This is a genomic window from Streptomyces peucetius (assembly GCF_025854275.1).
GTDB lineage: Bacteria > Actinomycetota > Actinomycetes > Streptomycetales > Streptomycetaceae > Streptomyces > Streptomyces peucetius_A.
Map to the genome: position 1 here is coordinate 5,460,493 of NZ_CP107567.1, position 16,732 is coordinate 5,477,224.

13 protein-coding genes are annotated in these 16,732 nt (G+C 70.6%); 7 read left to right on the forward strand and 6 right to left on the reverse strand.

Features of this window, described 5'->3' with window-relative positions; translation table 11 throughout:
- The first annotated feature begins 127 nt into the window (after positions 1 to 127).
- From OGH68_RS25285 to OGH68_RS25295, 3 genes are all read left to right on the forward strand, one after another.
- On the forward strand, positions 128 to 787 hold the full coding sequence (locus OGH68_RS25285; protein ID WP_264247258.1) for a DUF6230 family protein: 660 nt from the start codon (positions 128 to 130) through the stop codon (positions 785 to 787).
- 91 nt (positions 788 to 878) lie between these two features.
- Complete coding sequence (locus tag OGH68_RS25290) at positions 879 to 1,439, forward strand: DUF6114 domain-containing protein (protein ID WP_264247259.1); 561 nt, start codon at positions 879 to 881, stop codon at positions 1,437 to 1,439.
- On the forward strand, positions 1,429 to 2,751 hold the full coding sequence (locus OGH68_RS25295; RefSeq protein ID WP_413471029.1) for a hypothetical protein: 1,323 nt from the start codon (positions 1,429 to 1,431) through the stop codon (positions 2,749 to 2,751). Before OGH68_RS25290 ends, OGH68_RS25295 begins: the two co-directional genes overlap by 11 nt.
- A 120-nt stretch (positions 2,752 to 2,871) precedes the next feature.
- Here the strand turns inward: OGH68_RS25295 and OGH68_RS25300 are convergent, their stop codons facing one another.
- The 4 genes from OGH68_RS25300 to pta all read right to left on the reverse strand — a co-directional run bounded on the left by OGH68_RS25300 (position 2,872) and on the right by pta (position 9,329).
- Entirely contained in the window at positions 2,872 to 4,347 is a 1,476-nt protein-coding gene (locus OGH68_RS25300; RefSeq protein WP_264250283.1) for an AAA family ATPase, read from the reverse strand.
- A 156-nt stretch (positions 4,348 to 4,503) separates the two neighbouring features.
- A complete protein-coding gene (gene pyk / locus OGH68_RS25305; protein WP_264247261.1) occupies positions 4,504 to 5,934 on the reverse strand; it encodes a pyruvate kinase in 1,431 nt (476 codons plus the stop codon).
- Between the two features lie 102 nt (positions 5,935 to 6,036).
- Positions 6,037 to 7,239 (reverse strand): acetate kinase, encoded by a 1,203-nt coding sequence (locus tag OGH68_RS25310; RefSeq protein ID WP_264247262.1) that lies wholly within the window; start codon positions 7,237 to 7,239, stop codon positions 6,037 to 6,039.
- Complete coding sequence (gene pta / locus OGH68_RS25315) at positions 7,236 to 9,329, reverse strand: phosphate acetyltransferase (RefSeq protein ID WP_264247263.1); 2,094 nt, start codon at positions 9,327 to 9,329, stop codon at positions 7,236 to 7,238. The genes OGH68_RS25310 and pta overlap by 4 nt, the downstream gene beginning before the upstream one ends.
- A 389-nt stretch (positions 9,330 to 9,718) precedes the next feature.
- Here pta and OGH68_RS25320 point away from each other — a divergent pair, with 389 nt between their 5' ends.
- The 4 genes from OGH68_RS25320 to OGH68_RS25335 all read left to right on the forward strand — a co-directional run bounded on the left by OGH68_RS25320 (position 9,719) and on the right by OGH68_RS25335 (position 15,167).
- Positions 9,719 to 10,744: an ATP-dependent 6-phosphofructokinase gene (locus OGH68_RS25320; RefSeq protein ID WP_264247264.1), complete on the forward strand. Its 1,026-nt coding sequence runs from the start codon at positions 9,719 to 9,721 to the stop codon at positions 10,742 to 10,744.
- A 177-nt stretch (positions 10,745 to 10,921) separates the two neighbouring features.
- Positions 10,922 to 12,082 (forward strand): helix-turn-helix domain-containing protein, encoded by a 1,161-nt coding sequence (locus tag OGH68_RS25325; RefSeq protein WP_264247265.1) that lies wholly within the window; start codon positions 10,922 to 10,924, stop codon positions 12,080 to 12,082.
- 314 nt (positions 12,083 to 12,396) lie between these two features.
- Positions 12,397 to 14,052: a M4 family metallopeptidase gene (locus OGH68_RS25330; RefSeq protein WP_264247266.1), complete on the forward strand. Its 1,656-nt coding sequence runs from the start codon at positions 12,397 to 12,399 to the stop codon at positions 14,050 to 14,052.
- Between the two features lie 143 nt (positions 14,053 to 14,195).
- Positions 14,196 to 15,167, forward strand: coding sequence for a helix-turn-helix transcriptional regulator (locus OGH68_RS25335; RefSeq protein ID WP_264247268.1), 972 nt, complete (start codon positions 14,196 to 14,198; stop codon positions 15,165 to 15,167).
- Between the two features lie 88 nt (positions 15,168 to 15,255).
- Here the strand turns inward: OGH68_RS25335 and OGH68_RS25340 are convergent, their stop codons facing one another.
- Positions 15,256 to 15,867: a helix-turn-helix domain-containing protein gene (locus OGH68_RS25340; protein WP_264250284.1), complete on the reverse strand. Its 612-nt coding sequence runs from the start codon at positions 15,865 to 15,867 to the stop codon at positions 15,256 to 15,258.
- Positions 15,868 to 16,096: 229 nt separating this feature from the next.
- On the reverse strand, positions 16,097 to 16,720 hold the full coding sequence (locus OGH68_RS25345) for a response regulator (protein WP_413471125.1): 624 nt from the start codon (positions 16,718 to 16,720) through the stop codon (positions 16,097 to 16,099).
- Positions 16,721 to 16,732: the final 12 nt, after the last annotated feature.

The following is a 16,732-nucleotide window of genomic DNA, read 5'->3' on the forward strand; positions in this document are numbered from 1 at the left end:
TGTCTTTCGGACGCACATCGCGCCTGAGAGAGCGGGCGCTCTCCTTCCCGAGGACGTAGCACTTCTCCCATCCCAGGACGGGCCCGAGGCCCGGACCGGAGATGTACGTCCGAGAAGGAGGAAAGTCATGGAGTCTATGGCTCGTGGTGGAACCAGATGGAAGCGGTTCGCCCTTGTCATGGTGCCGAGCGTGGCCGCGACGGCCGCGATAGGCGTCGGCCTGGCACAGGGGGCGCTCGCCGCGTCCTTCGCGGTGTCGGGCCAGGAGTTCAAGGTCAAGGCCGGCCACCTCGTGGGTCATGGATTCGCCCAGTACGGCGGCGTGGACATGGGGTACACGAACGTCAAGGAAGGCGAAGCGAAGGCCCCGCGGCCTGTCGCCATCTCGACGTTCCGGGACGCCAAGATCCACAACATGTGTCAGTCGGTGGTCACCGACGTCCCGGGCCTGGGCAAGATCACCCTGCGCCTGGAGGCCGGCAAGGGCGGTAAGCCGGTCGTCGCCGAAAACCTCTACCTCGACGTCACCGACCTGAAGGCCGACGCCAAGTTCGAGGACATCGACATCGGCGTCGCGGCCAAGGACACCGACCGTCGGAAGGGCGGCAAGGGCCCTGAGGTCAAGGACTCGTCCATCATGCAGAACGGCTTCGCCCAGCAGGCCAGGGTGGCCACGCTGGACAACGTCGAGCAGAAGGCCTGGGCGACCACGGCCGCATCCTTCAAGCTCAGCGGCCTGAGCATGAAGCTCAAGAAGGGCGACGGCCCCGGCGTCGAGTGCTTCTGACGCAGTGCCGTCCCGGCGGGCGGGTGAACCACAGCGGCTTCGCCCGCCCGTCTCTTCACACCAGCAACGCCAGTTCCAGGGAGCTGTTTTCATGAGCGCCGAGTCTGCAGTGTCACAGGGCCGGGACGAGCACTTCGCCCGAGTCCTTCGGCGGAACTTCCGTAATTGGCGGGGGCAGCGGCCCTTCTGGGCAGGCCTGTTCACTCTGCTCGGCGGAATCCCCATCGCCTACTTCCCGTACGCGAGCCTCCAGCTCGGCCAGATGACGCTCTCCATGTCGACGACCGGCGGCGCGGGTTCGCTCATCATCGGCGTACTGCTCGTCACGCTCGGCCTCACGATGTGGTTCCAGGCGGTGGCCAGGGTCTTCGCGGGTGTTGCGACGATCCTGCTGGCGCTGGTCTCCATCCCGGTCTCCAACCTGGGTGGCTTCCTGATGGGCTTCCTGCTGGCTCTCGTCGGCGGCGCCATGGCGCTGTCCTGGGTGCCGGTCAAGGGCCCCGCCGCCGTGGCAGAGGCCGACGACACGACCACGGCCCCGGTCGACACCGACCCCGACACCCTGCCCGTACCTGAGCAGTGGGACGGCTACGGGACGGACACGCACGAGACAACCATCGAAGGCAACGGCGGGAGGAACAGTGCCGGGTGACGTGACACCACCGCTGACCGCGGCCGCGGGCGGCGACGGCTCGCGGGAGAGAAGAGGGCCGCGGCACGCCGCCCCCAGGAAGTCGCTGCTCACCAGGCTCCAGCTGCCCGCGAGCAAGGCGATAGCCCTGGCCGCGATGCCCACCGCCGTCTTCGTCGGCATGGGTCTCACGCCCAAGCTCGCCCTGGCCGACGACAAGGAGATCCCCTTCGCGCCGGGCCCGTGCGTGACCCGCTCGGACGAGCCGTCGGAGTCCGCCTCACCGTCCCCGACGGAGTCGGCGAAGCCGTCCGCCTCGCCGTCCCCGACGGACACGGCCGAGCCGGAGCCCGCCCCGACCGCCACGTCCGACACCGGCATCGGTACCGGAGCCGAGGACGAGGCGCAGGAGCCGAAGCCCGCCGAGAGCCCGTCAGCGGCCGGAGCGGAGCAGAAGGCGCCCGCGCCGGAGCCGTCGGCCGACGAGACCGAGAAGAACCCGCTCGACCCGCTGGGTGTGGGCGACAAGGTCAAGGACTTCTTCGACGGCGTCGGCGACACGCTGCGGGGTGAGCCGGCCGAGACGCCGTCTCCGAGCGACACCGCGACGAAGCCGGCCAAGGAGCCGGCGGAGAAGCCCGTCGCGGTTCCCGCCGACGAGCCCGCGGACAAGCCGGCGGAGAAGGCCACCGACGTGGTGGACGACACCGTCGATAAGACGAAGGAAGCGATCAAGGACGCTGCCGAGAAGGCCGGCGCCAAGGTCGAAGAGCTGGACGAGAACATCAAGGGACTCGACCCCGTCAAGGACGAGGACATCCCCGAAGGCGCCAAGCCCCGCTTCCCGTGCCCCACCCCGGACCCGGACGCCCTGGCGGCCGCCGAGCTCGAACCGGGCATCCCGCTGCTCCCGGACGACCCGTGGATCCTCGAGAGCTCGAGGCTCGAGCTGACGGGACTGTACTACCACGGCATCGTCGAGGTGAAGACCGGCAGCGGCAAGATCAAGAAGGCCCTGAAGTTCACCGCGACGGAGGTGGACATCAAGGACCTGCACCAGCTCGTGGTGGGCCCGAACGGTACGACCGCGCACGTCGAGGCGCGCAAGGGTTCCCATTCGACCATCACCAACGGCACGGTGACGATGTACACGGAGGAGCTGAAGGGCAACCTCTTCGGCATCATCCCGGTCACGTTCAGCCCGGAGACCCCGCCGCCGCTGAACGTCCCCGTCGCGATATTCACGGACGTGAAGGTCACTCAGGCCGGCCAGTTCGGCGGGACGCTGACTGTCCCCGGCCTGCACAACTACTTCACCGGCGGCAACGCCTGACCCCAGGACCACCGGGAGCCGCGAAAAGGCTGTGGGCCGCACCCGTTCAGGGGGGTGCGGCCCACAGCCCTTCTGGCACAGCAGTGGAAGTCCGCTCGTAGGGCTCTTTCCCTGCGCGGCTCACACCTTCCCGTACAGCATCGCCAGATCGACGAGCCCCACGTCCCGCGACCCGTCCGCCGCCGCGCGGGCCTTTGCGTTGAAGCCCGCCCCGCTGAAGCACAGCAGCCGCGTGCGGGTGGTGTCGTAGCGCCCCGCTCGTGTGATCAAGTCGCGTACGTGCGCCAGGCGTTGGACGCGGGCTCCGCCCGTCTCGTCGTTCCACTTGGCCTCGCCGATGGCCAGCAACGGCGGTTTGCCGCTGCCCTCCGGGATTCCCACGACCGCGACGTCGACCTCGTGGCCCTTGCGCGTCGCGGCGTCGTGGACCACGCCGTGGCCCACGCGGGCAGGGAGGCCGCCCAGCCATTCGGGGTCGGCGTGGTGCAGGGTCCATTCGCGGCAGACCTGCTCGAAGTGTGGTCCGAGGACGTTGCTCACGAAGCGGCGACGACTGGCCTGCCAGACCCGGGCGGCGCTGCCGGGGCGCTCCAGCTGATCCCAGACGGGGCGCATGACGGCGTGGTAGAAGGCGATCAGCGGTTCGGCGATCCGGTAGGTGGGGCGGTTCTCGCGGAAGGCGTCCGCGTCCCGGTGGAGGAGGCCGGCGTCCTCCAGGACGGTGATCGGATGGGCGATGTCGGTGGCTTTGCGCTCCAGGTAGCCGGCCATGCCGCCGCGCGTCGCGTTGCCGTCGGCGACGGCGCTGAGGACGGAGAGGTACAGGGCGGTGTCGCGCAGGTCGGGCTCCTCGGCGAGGAGGTAGCGGGCCTCCCGGAAAAGCGGCGTCTCCGGGTTGAGGACCGTGCGGACGACCCAGTCGTCGAAGTCGTCCGGGCCGGACGGACTGTCGCCGCGGGCGAACTCACGCCGGTAGGCGGGCGTGCCGCCGACGATCGCGTTGACCTGGAGCGCGAGCCGCGGGTCTGAGATTTCCCAGAAGTCGGCCGCGAGACGGTGGTCGAGCGTACGGACGATCAGCTCGAGCCCTGCCCGTCCACGCAGCGGCGCGTTTCCTGACAGCATCCGGCCCATGAACGACAACGCCGAACCGCACAGCAGCAGCCGCGTACGGGAGTTGGTGCGCTCCGCCCGCAGCGGGCGCAATGCCTCCTGGATGATCGACGGCAGCTCCGGGTTGGCCCTCACCAGGTAGGGGAATTCGTCGAGGACCACCGGCACCGGCCGGTCCGCTCCCAGGGCGAGGAGCGCGTCGACGGCTTCCGACCAGTTGGCGAAGTGGTAGGGGGTGGCCGGCCGCGCGTGCGCCGTGAGCGACGCGCCGATCCTTCGCAGCGACTCGGCGTCGGTGGCCTCGGTCGCACCGAAGTAGAAACCGTCGCCCGCTCGGCATGCGGCGTCCAGCAGGAACGTCTTGCCCTGGCGGCGCCGCCCGGAGACGACGCCGAGCGTGGCGCCGGGCTGTTCGTCCGTGATGAACCGGGACAGCGCGGACCACTCATGGTTCCGGTCGAACATTTCTGCGGGTTTGAGCAGCATGCCCGTCCTCATGGAGATAGGGGTACGTTTCTATAAACTGTACTCCTATAAGCCTCCCTGCTCACGGCCGAAACGGGCGTCGGCCCTGAACGAAACGGGCGGCCTCCCGACCCGTGGGCCGAGAGGCCGCCCGTACGGCGGAAGGACGGGGCGTCAGTCGCGCTCGCCGCCGCCCAGGTGGTGGACGCGGACCATGTTCGTCGTGCCGGGCACGCCCGGAGGCGAACCGGCCGTGATGATCATGACGTCGCCCGCGTTGTAGCGCTGGAGCTTCAGCAGCTCCGCATCGACCAGGTCGACCATCGCGTCGGTCGTCTCGACGAACGGCACCAGGAAGGACTCCACACCCCAGCTCAGTGTCAGCTGGTTGCGGGTGGACTGGTCGGTGGTGAAGGCCAGGATCTGCTGTTCGGCGCGGTAGCGGGAGAGGCGGCGGGCCGTGTCGCCGGACTGGGTGAAGGCGATCAGGGCCTTGCCGCCCAGGAAGTCCGCGATCTCGGCGGCCGCACGGGCGACCGAACCGCCCTGGGTGCGCGGCTTCTTGCCGGGGACCAGCGGCTGGAGGCCCTTGGAGAGGAGCTCCTCCTCCGCCGCGGAGACGATCTTCGACATCGTCTTGACCGTCTCGATCGGGTACGCGCCGACCGACGACTCCGCGGAGAGCATGACCGCGTCCGCGCCGTCCAGGATCGCGTTGGCGACGTCGGACGCCTCCGCGCGCGTCGGGCGCGAGTTGGTGATCATCGACTCCATCATCTGGGTCGCCACGATCACCGGCTTGGCGTTGCGTCGGCACATCTCGATGAGGCGCTTCTGCACCATCGGGACGCGCTCGAGCGGGTACTCGACGGCCAGGTCGCCGCGCGCCACCATGACCGCGTCGAACGCCGCGACGACGTCCTGCATGTTGTCGACCGCCTGCGGCTTCTCCACCTTGGCGATGACGGGGACCCGGCGGCCCTCCTCGTCCATCACCTTGTGGACGTCCTTGACGTCGGCCGCGTCCCGGACGAAGGACAGGGCGACCATGTCGCAGCCCATGCGCAGCGCGAAGCGGAGGTCCTCGACGTCCTTCTCGGACAGGGCCGGGACGTTGACCGCCGCGCCGGGCAGGTTGATGCCCTTGTGGTCGGAGATGACGCCGCCCTCGACGACGATCGTCTTGACCTGCGAGCCGTCGACCTCGACGACGCGCAGCTCGACGTTGCCGTCGTTGATCAGGACCTGGTCGCCCTTGGAGACGTCCTGCGGCAGACCCTTGTACGTGGTCCCACAGATGGACTTGTCGCCGGCGACGTCCTCCGTGGTGATGGTGAACTCGTCGCCGCGGACCAGCTCGACCGGTCCCTCGGCGAAAGTCTCGAGGCGGATCTTGGGACCCTGGAGGTCGGCGAGCACGCCCACGGCGCGCCCGGTGTCCTCCGACGCCCGGCGGACGCGGTGGTACCGCTCCTCATGGTCGGCGTGGGTCCCGTGGCTGAAGTTGAAGCGGGCCACGTTCATACCGGCCTCGATGAGCGCTTTCAGCTGCTCGTATGAGTCGACGGCGGGGCCCAGTGTGCAGACGATTTTGGAACGGCGCATAAGGCGGATCCTATCGGTTTGTTTCCCTGCGGAATATTCCGTCTGGTGGAATGTACAAATGGGCGCCAGCCCGCTCAGGCGTTCATGAATTCACTTCACCACTCACATCACCAGCTCGAAGGTCTGACGTGCGATCTCGAGTTCCTCGTCCGTCGGTACCACAGCCACCGCCACCCGCGCGCCCTCGGGCGAGATCAGCCGCGCCTCGCCCGACCGTACGGCGTTCAGCCCGGTGTCCACCGCGAGGCCGAGGCCCTCCATGTCCGCGAGCGCCGCCTCCCGCACGGGCACCGCGTTCTCGCCCACGCCGGCCGTGAACGCCACCGCGTCCACCCGGCCGAGAATCGCGTAATACGCCCCGATGTACTTCTTCAGCCGGTGGACGTAGATGTCGAATGCCAGCCGTGCGCGCTCGTCGCCCTCCTCCATGCGGCGGTGGATCTCCCTCATGTCGTTGTCCCCGCACAGACCCACCAGACCGCTCTTCTTGTTGAGCAGCGCGTCGATCTCGTCCGTGCTCATCCCGGCGACCCGCTCGAGGTGGAACGTCACGGCCGGGTCGATGTCACCGGACCGCGTACCCATCACCAGGCCCTCCAAGGGCGTCAGCCCCATCGAGGTCTCCACGCACCTGCCGCCGGCCACGGCGGAGGCGGACGCGCCGTTGCCGAGGTGCAGCACGATGACGTTCACCTCCGACGGGTCCTTGCCGAGCAGCGCGGCCGTGGCCCGGGAGACGTACGCGTGCGAGGTGCCGTGGAAGCCGTAGCGGCGGATGCGGTGCGCGTCCGCGGTGTCCACGTCGATCGCGTACCGGGCCGCCGCCTCCGGCATCGTCGTGTGGAAGGCCGTGTCGAAGACCGCGACCTGCGGCAGGTCCGGTCGCAGCGCCTGTGCCGTACGGATGCCGGTGATGTTCGCCGGGTTGTGCAGCGGCGCGACCGGGACGAGCCGCTCGATCTCCGCGAGCACCTCGTCCGTGACGACCGTCGGGGCGCTGAACCGCAGACCTCCGTGCACGACGCGGTGGCCGATCGCGGCGAGTTCGGGGGAGTCCAGACCGAGACCGTCGTGCGCCAGCTCGTCGGCCACCGCCTTGAGCGCCGCGTCATGGTCGGCGATCGGGCCCGAGCGTTCGCGGCGGCCGCCGCCGCCCTCCGGAGGGGTGTGCACGAGGCGGGACGTCGCCTCGCCGATCCGCTCGACCAGCCCCACCGCCAGCCGCGACGAGTCCCGCATGTCGAGCAGCTGGTACTTCACCGACGACGAGCCGGAGTTGAGGACGAGGACGCGAGTGGCGGTCATGCGGAGGGCTCCTGGGCCTTCGAGGGGTCCTGGGACTGGATCGCGGTGATCGCGACCGTGTTGACGATGTCGCTGACCAGCGCACCGCGCGACAGGTCGTTGACCGGCTTGCGCAGACCCTGCAGCACCGGCCCGACCGCGACGGCACCCGCCGAGCGCTGCACGGCCTTGTAGGTGTTGTTGCCGGTGTTCAGGTCCGGGAAGATCAGGACCGTCGCCCGGCCGGCGACCTCGGAGTCCGGCAGCTTGGTGGCGGCGACGGAGGGCTCGACGGCCGCGTCGTACTGGATGGGGCCCTCGATCCTCAGGTCCGGACGGGACTCGCGCACCAGCTTCGTCGCCTCGCGCACCTTGTCCACGTCGGCGCCCGACCCCGAGGTGCCCGTCGAGTACGACAGCATCGCGATCCGCGGTTCCACGCCGAAACGGGCCGCCGTCGCGGCCGACTGGACGGCGATGTCGGCGAGCTGGTCGGCGTCCGGGTCCGGGTTGACCGCGCAGTCGCCGTAGACGAGGACCTTGTCGGCCAGGCACATGAAGAACACGGACGAGACGATCGACGCCTCGGGCTTCGTCTTGATGATCTCGAAGGCGGGACGGATCGTCGCCGCCGTGGAGTGCACCGAGCCCGACACCATGCCGTCGGCCAGGCCCTCCTGCACCATCAGGGTGCCGAAGTAGTTCACGTCCGCCACCACGTCGTACGCCAGCTCGACCGTCACGCCCCTGTGGGCGCGCAGCCCCGCGTACCGCTCGGCGAAGGACTGGCGCAGCTCGGAGGCCGCGGGGTCGATCAGCTGGGCGGCCGACAGGTCGATGCCCAGGTCGGCGGCCTTCTTGCGGATGATCTCGGTGTCGCCGAGCAGGGTCAGGTCGCACACGTCCCGGCGGATCAGCACATCGGCCGCCCGCAGCACCCGCTCCTCCGTGCCCTCGGGCAGCACCACGCGGCGGCGGTCGGCACGCGCCTGCTCCAGCAGCTCGTGCTCGAACATCATCGGCGTGACCCGGCTGCTGCGGGCCACGGAGAGCCGGGCCAGCAGGTCGGCGGTGTCCACATGGCGCTCGAAGACACCGAGCGCGGTCTCCGCCTTGCGGGGCGTGGAGGCGTTCAACTTCCCCTCCATCGCGAACAGTTCCCCCGCCGTGGGGAAGCTGTTGCCCGCCACGGAGACGACCGGGGTGCCGGGGGCGAGGCGCGCCGCGAGGGTGAGGATCTCCTCGCTCGGGCGCTCGTTCAGTGTCAGCAGGATGCCCGCGATCGGTGGAGTCCCCGCCGAGTGCGCGGCGAGCGCGCCGACGACCAGGTCGGCGCGGTCGCCCGGGGTCACGACGAGGCAGCCGGGGGTCAGCGCCGGCAGGAAGCTCGGGAGCATCGCGCCGCCGATGACGAAGTCCAGAGCGTCGCGCGCGAGGCCGGAGTCGTCGCCGAGCAGGACCGTGCCGCCGAGGGCGTGGGTGATCTGGGCGACCGTGGGCGCGGAGAGCGCGGGCTCGTCGGGGATCACGTAGCAGGGGACCGGGAGGCGGGCCGCGAGCCGCTCGGCTATGCCCGCCCGCTCGTCGGGGGCGACCCGGTTGGCGACCATGGCGAGGACGTTGCAGCCCAGGACCTCGTAGGCGCGGAAGGCATTGCGGGTCTCCGCTCGTACGGACTCGGGGGTCTGGCCCTTGCCACCGACCACGGCGATGACGGAAGCGCCGAACTCGTTGGCGAGCCGGGCGTTGAGCGCCAGTTCGTCGGGGAGCTGGGTGGCGGCGTAGTCGGTGCCCAGGACGAGCACCACCTCGTACTCCCTGGCCACCGCGAGGAAGCGTTCGACCAGGCGCGAGACCAGTTCGTCCGTGCCTTTCTCGGCCTGGAGCGCGGCCGCCTCGTGGTAGTCCATGCCGTAGACGGAGGCGGAGTCCTGGGAGAGCCGGTAGCGGGCCCGCAGCAGTTCGAAGAGCCGGTCGGGACCGTCGTGGACAAGGGGGCGGAAGACGCCCACCCGGTCCACCTGGCGGGTCAGGAGCTCCATGACCCCCAGCTCGACCACCTGCCGTCCGTCGCCGCGGTCGATCCCGGTCACGTAAACGCTGCGCGTCACGCGTGCTCTCCCGTCCATGTCCATGACGTGACGTCGATGCCTGCCATGACGTCCGTACTGGGCGTGCCACCGCCCCGAGTGCTCCGGCGGACCGCCCTGGGCCGCGCCGTGCGGGACGGCGAGAACGGGCGCGCCGGAGAGCCGCTCGGGGCGGCATTGCCCTCTTGACAATACCTCCGAGGGTGGCTAAGGCGCCCGCCGGGCGGCAGCGGGCGCGGAGTAGCAGGGAGCGCGGTCGCTCCGGGACGCGTGGGACAATCGGAGATGGTTCATCAGGACGACAGGACGACAGGACGACCCAGGGGCGGCCCAGGGACGTGCCGGGCGACCCGGGACGGCAGGACGGGCCCGGGACGGCAGGACGACCGACGAGCAGGAGACACAGCACGATGCGCATCGGAGTTCTCACCGCAGGCGGCGACTGCCCAGGTCTGAACGCAGTGATCCGCTCGGTCGTGCACCGTGCCATGACGGGGCACGGCGACGAAGTCATCGGTTTCGAGGACGGATTCAAAGGTCTCCTCGACGGCCACTACCGTCCGCTCGACCTCAATGCCGTCAGCGGCATCCTCGCCCGCGGCGGCACCATCCTCGGCTCGGCCCGCCTGGAGCGCGGCCGGCTGCGCGAAGCGGCCGAGAACGCGGCGGAGTTGGCGAAGCAGTACGGTCTCGACGCGCTCATCCCGATCGGCGGCGAGGGCACGCTCACCGCGTCCCGGATGCTGTCCGAGGCCGGGATGCCCGTCGTCGGCGTCCCCAAGACCATCGACAACGACATCTCCTCCACCGACCGCACCTTCGGCTTCGACACCGCCGTCATGGTCGCCACCGAGGCCATCGACCGCCTCAAGACCACCGCGGAGTCCCACCAGCGCGTCATGGTCGTCGAGGTCATGGGCCGGCACGCCGGCTGGATCGCCCTGGAGTCCGGCATGGCGGGCGGCGCGCACGGCATCTGCCTGCCCGAGCGGCCCTTCGAGGTGAGCGACCTGATCAAGATGATCGAGGAGCGCTTCTCCCGGGGCAAGAAGTTCGCGGTCATCTGCGTCGCGGAGGGCGCGCACCCGGCCGAGGGCTCCATGGAGTATGCGAAGGGCGAGATCGACCAGTTCGGCCACGAACGCTTCCAGGGCATCGGCAACCGCCTCGCCACCGAGCTGGAGCGCCGGCTCGGCAAGGAGGCCAAGCCGGTGATCCTCGGCCATGTGCAGCGCGGCGGCACGCCGACCGCGTACGACAGGGTCCTGGCGACGCGCTTCGGGTGGCACGCGGTGGAGGCCGCGCACCGGGGCGAGTTCGGGATGATGACCGCCCTGCGCGGTACGCACGTGGTGACGGTGCCGCTGGCCGAGGCGGTCACACGGCTGAAGACCGTTCCCGAGGACCGGATGTTCGAGGCGGAGTCCGTGTTCTGAGGCTTCGTCCGGTCCGCGGCCGCGGTCCGCTGGTTGCGATCCGCGACATGTGGCCTTGATCGTCCCCCGTGGCGATCAAGGCCACATGTCTTTCCCCCGCCGGTGGTTGGCGCAGACCACTCTTGAGTTCCGGGGCCCGTCTCGCAAGGCTGTTCCCCGTCCGGGACGTGTCCGACCTTGTCCCAGCAGGTCAGCGGCCGGGACGACCGACGGCAGAACGGGGTGCTGCGGATGGATCTCGCCGGTGGACGTGCTCCGGACCCGGAGCGGGTACGTGACTCGGCCTCCTTCGTCGCCGCGATGCAGGACCTCAAGGACTGGTCGGGCCTGACCTACCGGGAGTTGACGTCGCGGGCGGAGACGGTCGGCGACGTGCTGCCGCGTTCGACGGTGGCCAACATGCTCGCCCGCAGCACCGTGCCGCGCGAGGAACTGGTCGCCGCGTTCGTACGCGCCTGTGGTGTCGAGCCGGGCGAGATCGACGTCTGGCTGCGGGTGCGGAAGGAGCTGACCCGACGCGAGCGGCCGGCGCACACGGACCGGGATCCGCAACATCGACCGGAACCGGAACCGGAAGCCGAACCTCGAACAGAAGCCGAACCTCGAACAGAAGCGGAGCTGGAGCAGGAACCCCGACCGGAGCATGAGCCGCAACCCCGAACGGGGCCGAGACCCGTGCCCGGGTCCGCCTCCCTGCCCCGGCGGTCCGAGGGCGCGCCGGCCCGGCGCAGTCGGCGCCGGGCATGGGTCGTCACCGGGGCCGCCGCACTGGTGGCCGCCGCCGCGGCCCTGGCCGCCGTACTGCTCCCCGCCGACGACCCGGACGACGGAACGTCGCCGCGGCCGGTGACGGGTCCGGCCCCCGGCCCGGTGCAGATCCGGGCGGTGCACTCCGGGCTCTGTCTCGCCGAGCAGGGCGGGCAGAGCGGTCAGCTCTACCAGCAGCCCTGTTCACCCGATTCCGTCCCGCGGTTCTCCCTGAAGCGGCTCGGCTCCGACTGGCGGCTCGAGACCTTCCACACCACCTTCGGCCGGGGCTGCACCGGCGTCCAGGAGAAGTCCACCGAGATCGGCGCCCCGGTGGAGGACCAGGAGTGCGGTAAGCGCGGACCGGCGGAGGCCTTCCGTCTGGAGCCGGTCGGCGAACCGGTGCGCGGCTACCGCATCCGCCCGCTCCACAGCGATCTGTGCGTCGCCGTCGAGGGCGGCGCCACCGCGGCGGGTACCGACCTGCGCCAACTGGCCTGCACGGAACAGGCCGAGGGCGAACTCTTCTCCTTCGATCCCGTCGATCCGGTCGATCCCGTCGACCCGCGTCCCGGCACGTCTTCCGGCTGAGCACGCCGGCTTCGGGCGGCGCGGGATCCCGCCGTCAGCGACTGCGGGCGCTGTGACGGGATTCGGCATGTCGGGTATACGACACCTCTTGTCTGACCACTGTCATTCATGCCCTGGTTGCCGGCAGTCTCGGCCGCGTTCACCCGAGGCGATCGGCACACCACGTCCCGTCAGGCTCGCCAATCGGCGGCGTTCCTGACGGGCCGTGCGGTTCCGGCTGCCCCGGCGAGCTCCTGACAGGACGGCGCCCGCACCCCGGCCCGTCACCCCCCATGTCCGCGATCCCCACGCGGCCCTTGCCGAGGAGTACCTGAGTGACACGCACCACCACCCGTAGGACGACCGTCCGGGCCGCCGTTCTCACGGCCTGTGCCGCCATGGTCGTCGTCGGGATCCAGTCCGGTTCGGCGACGGCCGGATCCGACGGTACGGCCGACGCGACGGCGACCGCGCCCGCTCCCTCGGAGCGCGCGGCCGCGCTGAAGTCCGCGCAGGCCGAAGCCGGTTCACAGGCGAAGGCCCTCGGGCTGGACGGCCGCGAGAAGCTCGTGGTCCGCGACGTGATCAAGGACGCGGACGGCGCCGTGCACACCCGCTACGAGCGCACCTTCGACGGGCTTCCGGTCCTCGGCGGGGACCTCGTCGTCCACCAGAAGGACAACGGCAGGCGCAGCGTCACCAAGGCGACGGACGCGCGCATATCCGTGCCGAGCACGTCCGCCGATCTGCCGGCGTCGGCCGCGAAGAAGGCAGCGCTGAAGGTGTCGGCGGAGCACGAGAACGCCCGTGCGGCGGCGAAGACCGCGCGCAAGGTGGTCTGGGCCGCTTCCGGCAAGCCCGTACTGGCCTGGGAGACCGTCGTCACCGGCGTGCAGCACGACGGCACCCCGAGCGAGATGCGCGTCGTCACCGACGCGGCCACCGGCGAGGAGCTGTTCTCGTACGAGACCGTCCACACCGGTACCGGTACCGGTACCGGTGACTACAACGGCACCGTCCCGCTGACGACCACGGCCAACGGCAGCACCTTCGACCTCAAGGACGGGGCACGCGGCGGCCACCGCACCTTCGACCTGAACCAGGGCACCTCCGGCACGGGGACCCTGTTCAACGACGCCGACGACGTCTGGGGCGGCGGCAGGCAGAACGCGGGGGTCGACGCCCACTACGGAGCGGCCGTCACCTGGGACTACTACAAGGACGTCCACGGCCGCAACGGCATCAAGAACGACGGTGTCGCCGCGTACTCCCGGGTGCACTACGGCGACAACTACGTCAACGCCTTCTGGTCGGACTCGTGCTTCTGCATGACCTACGGCGACGGCGCCGGCAACAGCAAGCCGCTCACCGCGCTGGACATCGCCGCCCACGAGATGACGCACGGCGTCACCTCCAACACCGCCCGGCTGGTCTACCGCGGTGAGTCCGGCGGCCTCAATGAGGCGACCAGCGACATCTTCGCGGCCGCCGCCGAGTTCCACGCGGGCAACAGCAGCGACGTCGCCGACTACCTGGTCGGCGAGAAGATCGACATCCGTGGCAACGGCACCCCGCTGCGCTACATGGACAAGCCGAGCAAGGACGGCAACTCCCACGACTACTGGTCCAGGTCGCTCGGGCGGGTCGACGTGCACTACTCGTCGGGTCCGGCCAACCACTTCTTCTACCTGCTGTCCGAGGGCTCCGGTGCCAAGACGGTCAACGGCGTCGACTACGACAGCCCGACGTACGACGGCAAGGCGGTCAGCGGCATCGGCATCGCGAAGGCCGAGCAGATCTGGTACAAGGCGCTGACCGTGTACATGACCTCCACCACCGACTACCAGGGCGCGCGCACGGCCACCCTGTCGGCGGCGGGCGACCTCTACGGCGTGAGCAGCGCGGAGTACCAGGCGGTCGACGCGGCCTGGGCGGCGGTCAACGTCAACGGCGGCTCGACCGGCGGCGGCAAGGGCGCCAAGACGGGCTGATCCGGGACGCTCACAACCCCGCGCCGACGGCCGTTCGCGTTTTCGAAGTGTTATTGCACAATGTGGTTCGGCTCACGTGCCGAGCCTGGAGACATCTGACATCATCTCTCCGCCGGAACAGCACGTCGGAGGGGGCGGGTCCCGTGGCGGAGCCCGAGCGTACGGGTCGCATACTGCCGGTCGACGACCCCGGCCTGGAGAAGGTGTACGCCGAACTCGCCCGCTCCCCCTGGCACGACTCGGGGAGCCTGGCCGCCGCGACGGGGCTGACCCCCGGGGAGGCGCGCGAGGCGCTCGACCGACTGCTGGACATGGGGGCGGCGGAGCCCGCCGCGGGCGTACCGCTGGAGGCGGCCGTCCGGCCGCCCGGTGCGGTGTCCGCCGACTGGGTGGGCCGACTGGAGGAGCAAGTGCTCCTCTCCCACCGGGCCGTCGAGTCGCTCACCCAGCAGTACCTGGCGGCACGGGGCGCCGGGAACACCTCGACGATCCGCGCCGTGCCGGCCGAGGAGATGCTGCGTCTGTTCGCGGCCGGCCAGGACAACTGCCGGTCCGGTGTGCGCGGTATCGCCGCACCGCCCTTCGCGCAGGCGCTCGGCGCCAACGACGAACGCCAGATGAAGGCCATGGCCCGGGGCGTCGTCTACCGCACCATCTACGCGGCGGAGGCGCTGAACCAGCCGGCCGCCCGGGCCAGCATGCTGCGCACGCTGGCCCGGGGCGAGGAAGGGCGTTTCATCGCCAGGACGCCGATGAAGCTGGTCATCTTCGACGAGGACCTGGCGCTGGTGCCCACCGCGTCGCCGAACCGCACCTCCGAGTCCCTGGTGATCGGCCGCTCCGCCCTGCTCGACGGTTTCATCAGCCTCTTCGAGACTGTGTGGGAGATGGCGATGCCGCTGGGCGGCGAGGGGGAGGCGGACGTCGATCTCCGGGACCAGGAGAGGGAGTTGCTCTGCCTGATGGCCGCCGGCTCCACCGACCTGCGGATCGCCCGCCACTTCGGGGTCTCCCCGCGCACCGTCGAGCGCAGGATCAAGACGGTCCTCGACCGGCTGGGCGCCACGAGCCGGTTCCAGGCAGGAGCCCTCGCCGCCCGCCGCGGCTGGCTGTGATCCCCGGCCCGGCGACCGGGGCAGGCTGTGACGCCCGGCCCGGCGACCGGGGCCTGCAGTGACGTCGGCCCGGCCCGCCCGGGGAAGGTCAGCCGCGCGCCAGGTCCCAGAAGTGGTCCACGATCCGTCCCAGGAACTCCCGCCCCGGCTCGCCCGTGTCCTCGGACGCGGCACCCCAGCTGAGCGTGGCCACCATCCGGGACTGGTAGTCGGTGTGCAACTGCTGGAGCACGTCCTCGATGTGGTCGCGCTCCAGCGGAACCATCTTGCCGACCGGCCGCACGTACGCCTGCCAGCGTGAGGTCACCGCACTGCGCAGCAGCTCCGCCAGGTCCTCGTCGCGGCCGGTGGCGGCGAGCAGTTCGCGGGGCGTCAGGCCGAGCACGCCGGCGAGGGCGGTGGTCTGCCGCTCGTTCCCGCGCCATCGGCCCGACTCCTCCATCCGCTGATACGCGGAGGCGTCCATGCCGACCCGTCGGGCGAGTTCGTCCGGCGCGAGACCACGGGCGATCCGGTGCTCGCGCAAGGTCGTGGCGGAGGCCAGCAGTTCACCGGGCGAGCACCACAGGACCCCGGCGAGCGCGGTCAGCTCCCGGGAGTCGGGCACGGCGAGCCCCCGTTCCCAGGCCGCGACCTTGTCCGGGGTGACATGCATGCCGTACTGGGCCCGCAGCCCGTACGCCACATGACCGGGTGCCATCCCCAGCGCCTCGCGCAGACGGCGCGCGGCGGGGGCGTTGAAGGGAGGGGAGGGGTTGTGCTGCACCCGCACAACGTAGGCGCGGCGGTCCTCGTACGACTACGGTGCGTACACCCAAAGCCACGGCTCGTGGAAACGTCCCACATGATCCTGCCGGGGATGTGTCGGTGTCTGTTACCGACCGGTCGGATCGTCAGCTTTTGACCGCTCCGGAGAGCACGGCGCCGGCTCAGCGGACGGTGCTGATCCAGCGGTACTGGAGCTCGGGGCGGCCGATCTGGCCGTACTGGGGGGCGCGGGCCGCCCGCCCGGCAGTCACGAGATGTTCCAGATACCGGCGCGCGGTGATGCGCGAGATGCCGACGGCGGCGGCGGCCTCCGTGGCGGTGAGCCCTTCCGCCGACTCGCGCAGCGTCCGTGTGACCGCCTCCAGCGTGGGGCCGCTGAGACCCTTGGGGAGGGACGCGGTGGTACGGGGGGTGCGCAGGGCGGCGAGGGTGCGGTCGACCTCGTCCTGCCCGCTGGCCTCACCGGCGGAGGAACGGAACTCGGCGTAACGGGTGAGCCGGTCGCGCAGGGTGGCGAAGGTGAACGGCTTGAGGACGTACTGCACGACGCCGAGGGAGACGCCCTCGCGGACGATCGCCAGATCGCGGGCGGAGGTGACGGCGATGACGTCCGCCAAGTGGCCGGCCGCGCGCAACGACCGTACGAGCGCCAGCCCGTGGCCGTCGGGCAGGTAGAGGTCGAGCAGCAGCAGATCCACGTCCGTGCGCTCCAGGACACGTACGGCCTCGGCGCGTGAGTGGGCGACACCGGCGACCGTGAACCCGGCGACCCGGCCCACGTACATGGCGTGCGCGTC

What these genes read in the sequence shown, in the direction of transcription:
- OGH68_RS25285 (WP_264247258.1), top strand. Translation starts at nt 128, where the DNA reads ATGGAGTCTATGGCTCGTGGTGGAACCAGATGGAAGCGGTTCGCCCTT.
- OGH68_RS25290 (WP_264247259.1), top strand. Translation starts at nt 879, where the DNA reads ATGAGCGCCGAGTCTGCAGTGTCACAGGGCCGGGACGAGCACTTCGCC.
- pyk (WP_264247261.1), bottom strand. Translation starts at nt 5,934, where the DNA reads ATGCGCCGTTCCAAAATCGTCTGCACACTGGGCCCCGCCGTCGACTCA.
- OGH68_RS25310 (WP_264247262.1), bottom strand. Translation starts at nt 7,239, where the DNA reads ATGACCGCCACTCGCGTCCTCGTCCTCAACTCCGGCTCGTCGTCGGTG.
- OGH68_RS25320 (WP_264247264.1), top strand. Translation starts at nt 9,719, where the DNA reads ATGCGCATCGGAGTTCTCACCGCAGGCGGCGACTGCCCAGGTCTGAAC.
- OGH68_RS25340 (WP_264250284.1), bottom strand. Translation starts at nt 15,867, where the DNA reads ATGGCACCCGGTCATGTGGCGTACGGGCTGCGGGCCCAGTACGGCATG.
- OGH68_RS25345 (WP_413471125.1), bottom strand. Translation starts at nt 16,720, where the DNA reads ATGTACGTGGGCCGGGTCGCCGGGTTCACGGTCGCCGGTGTCGCCCAC.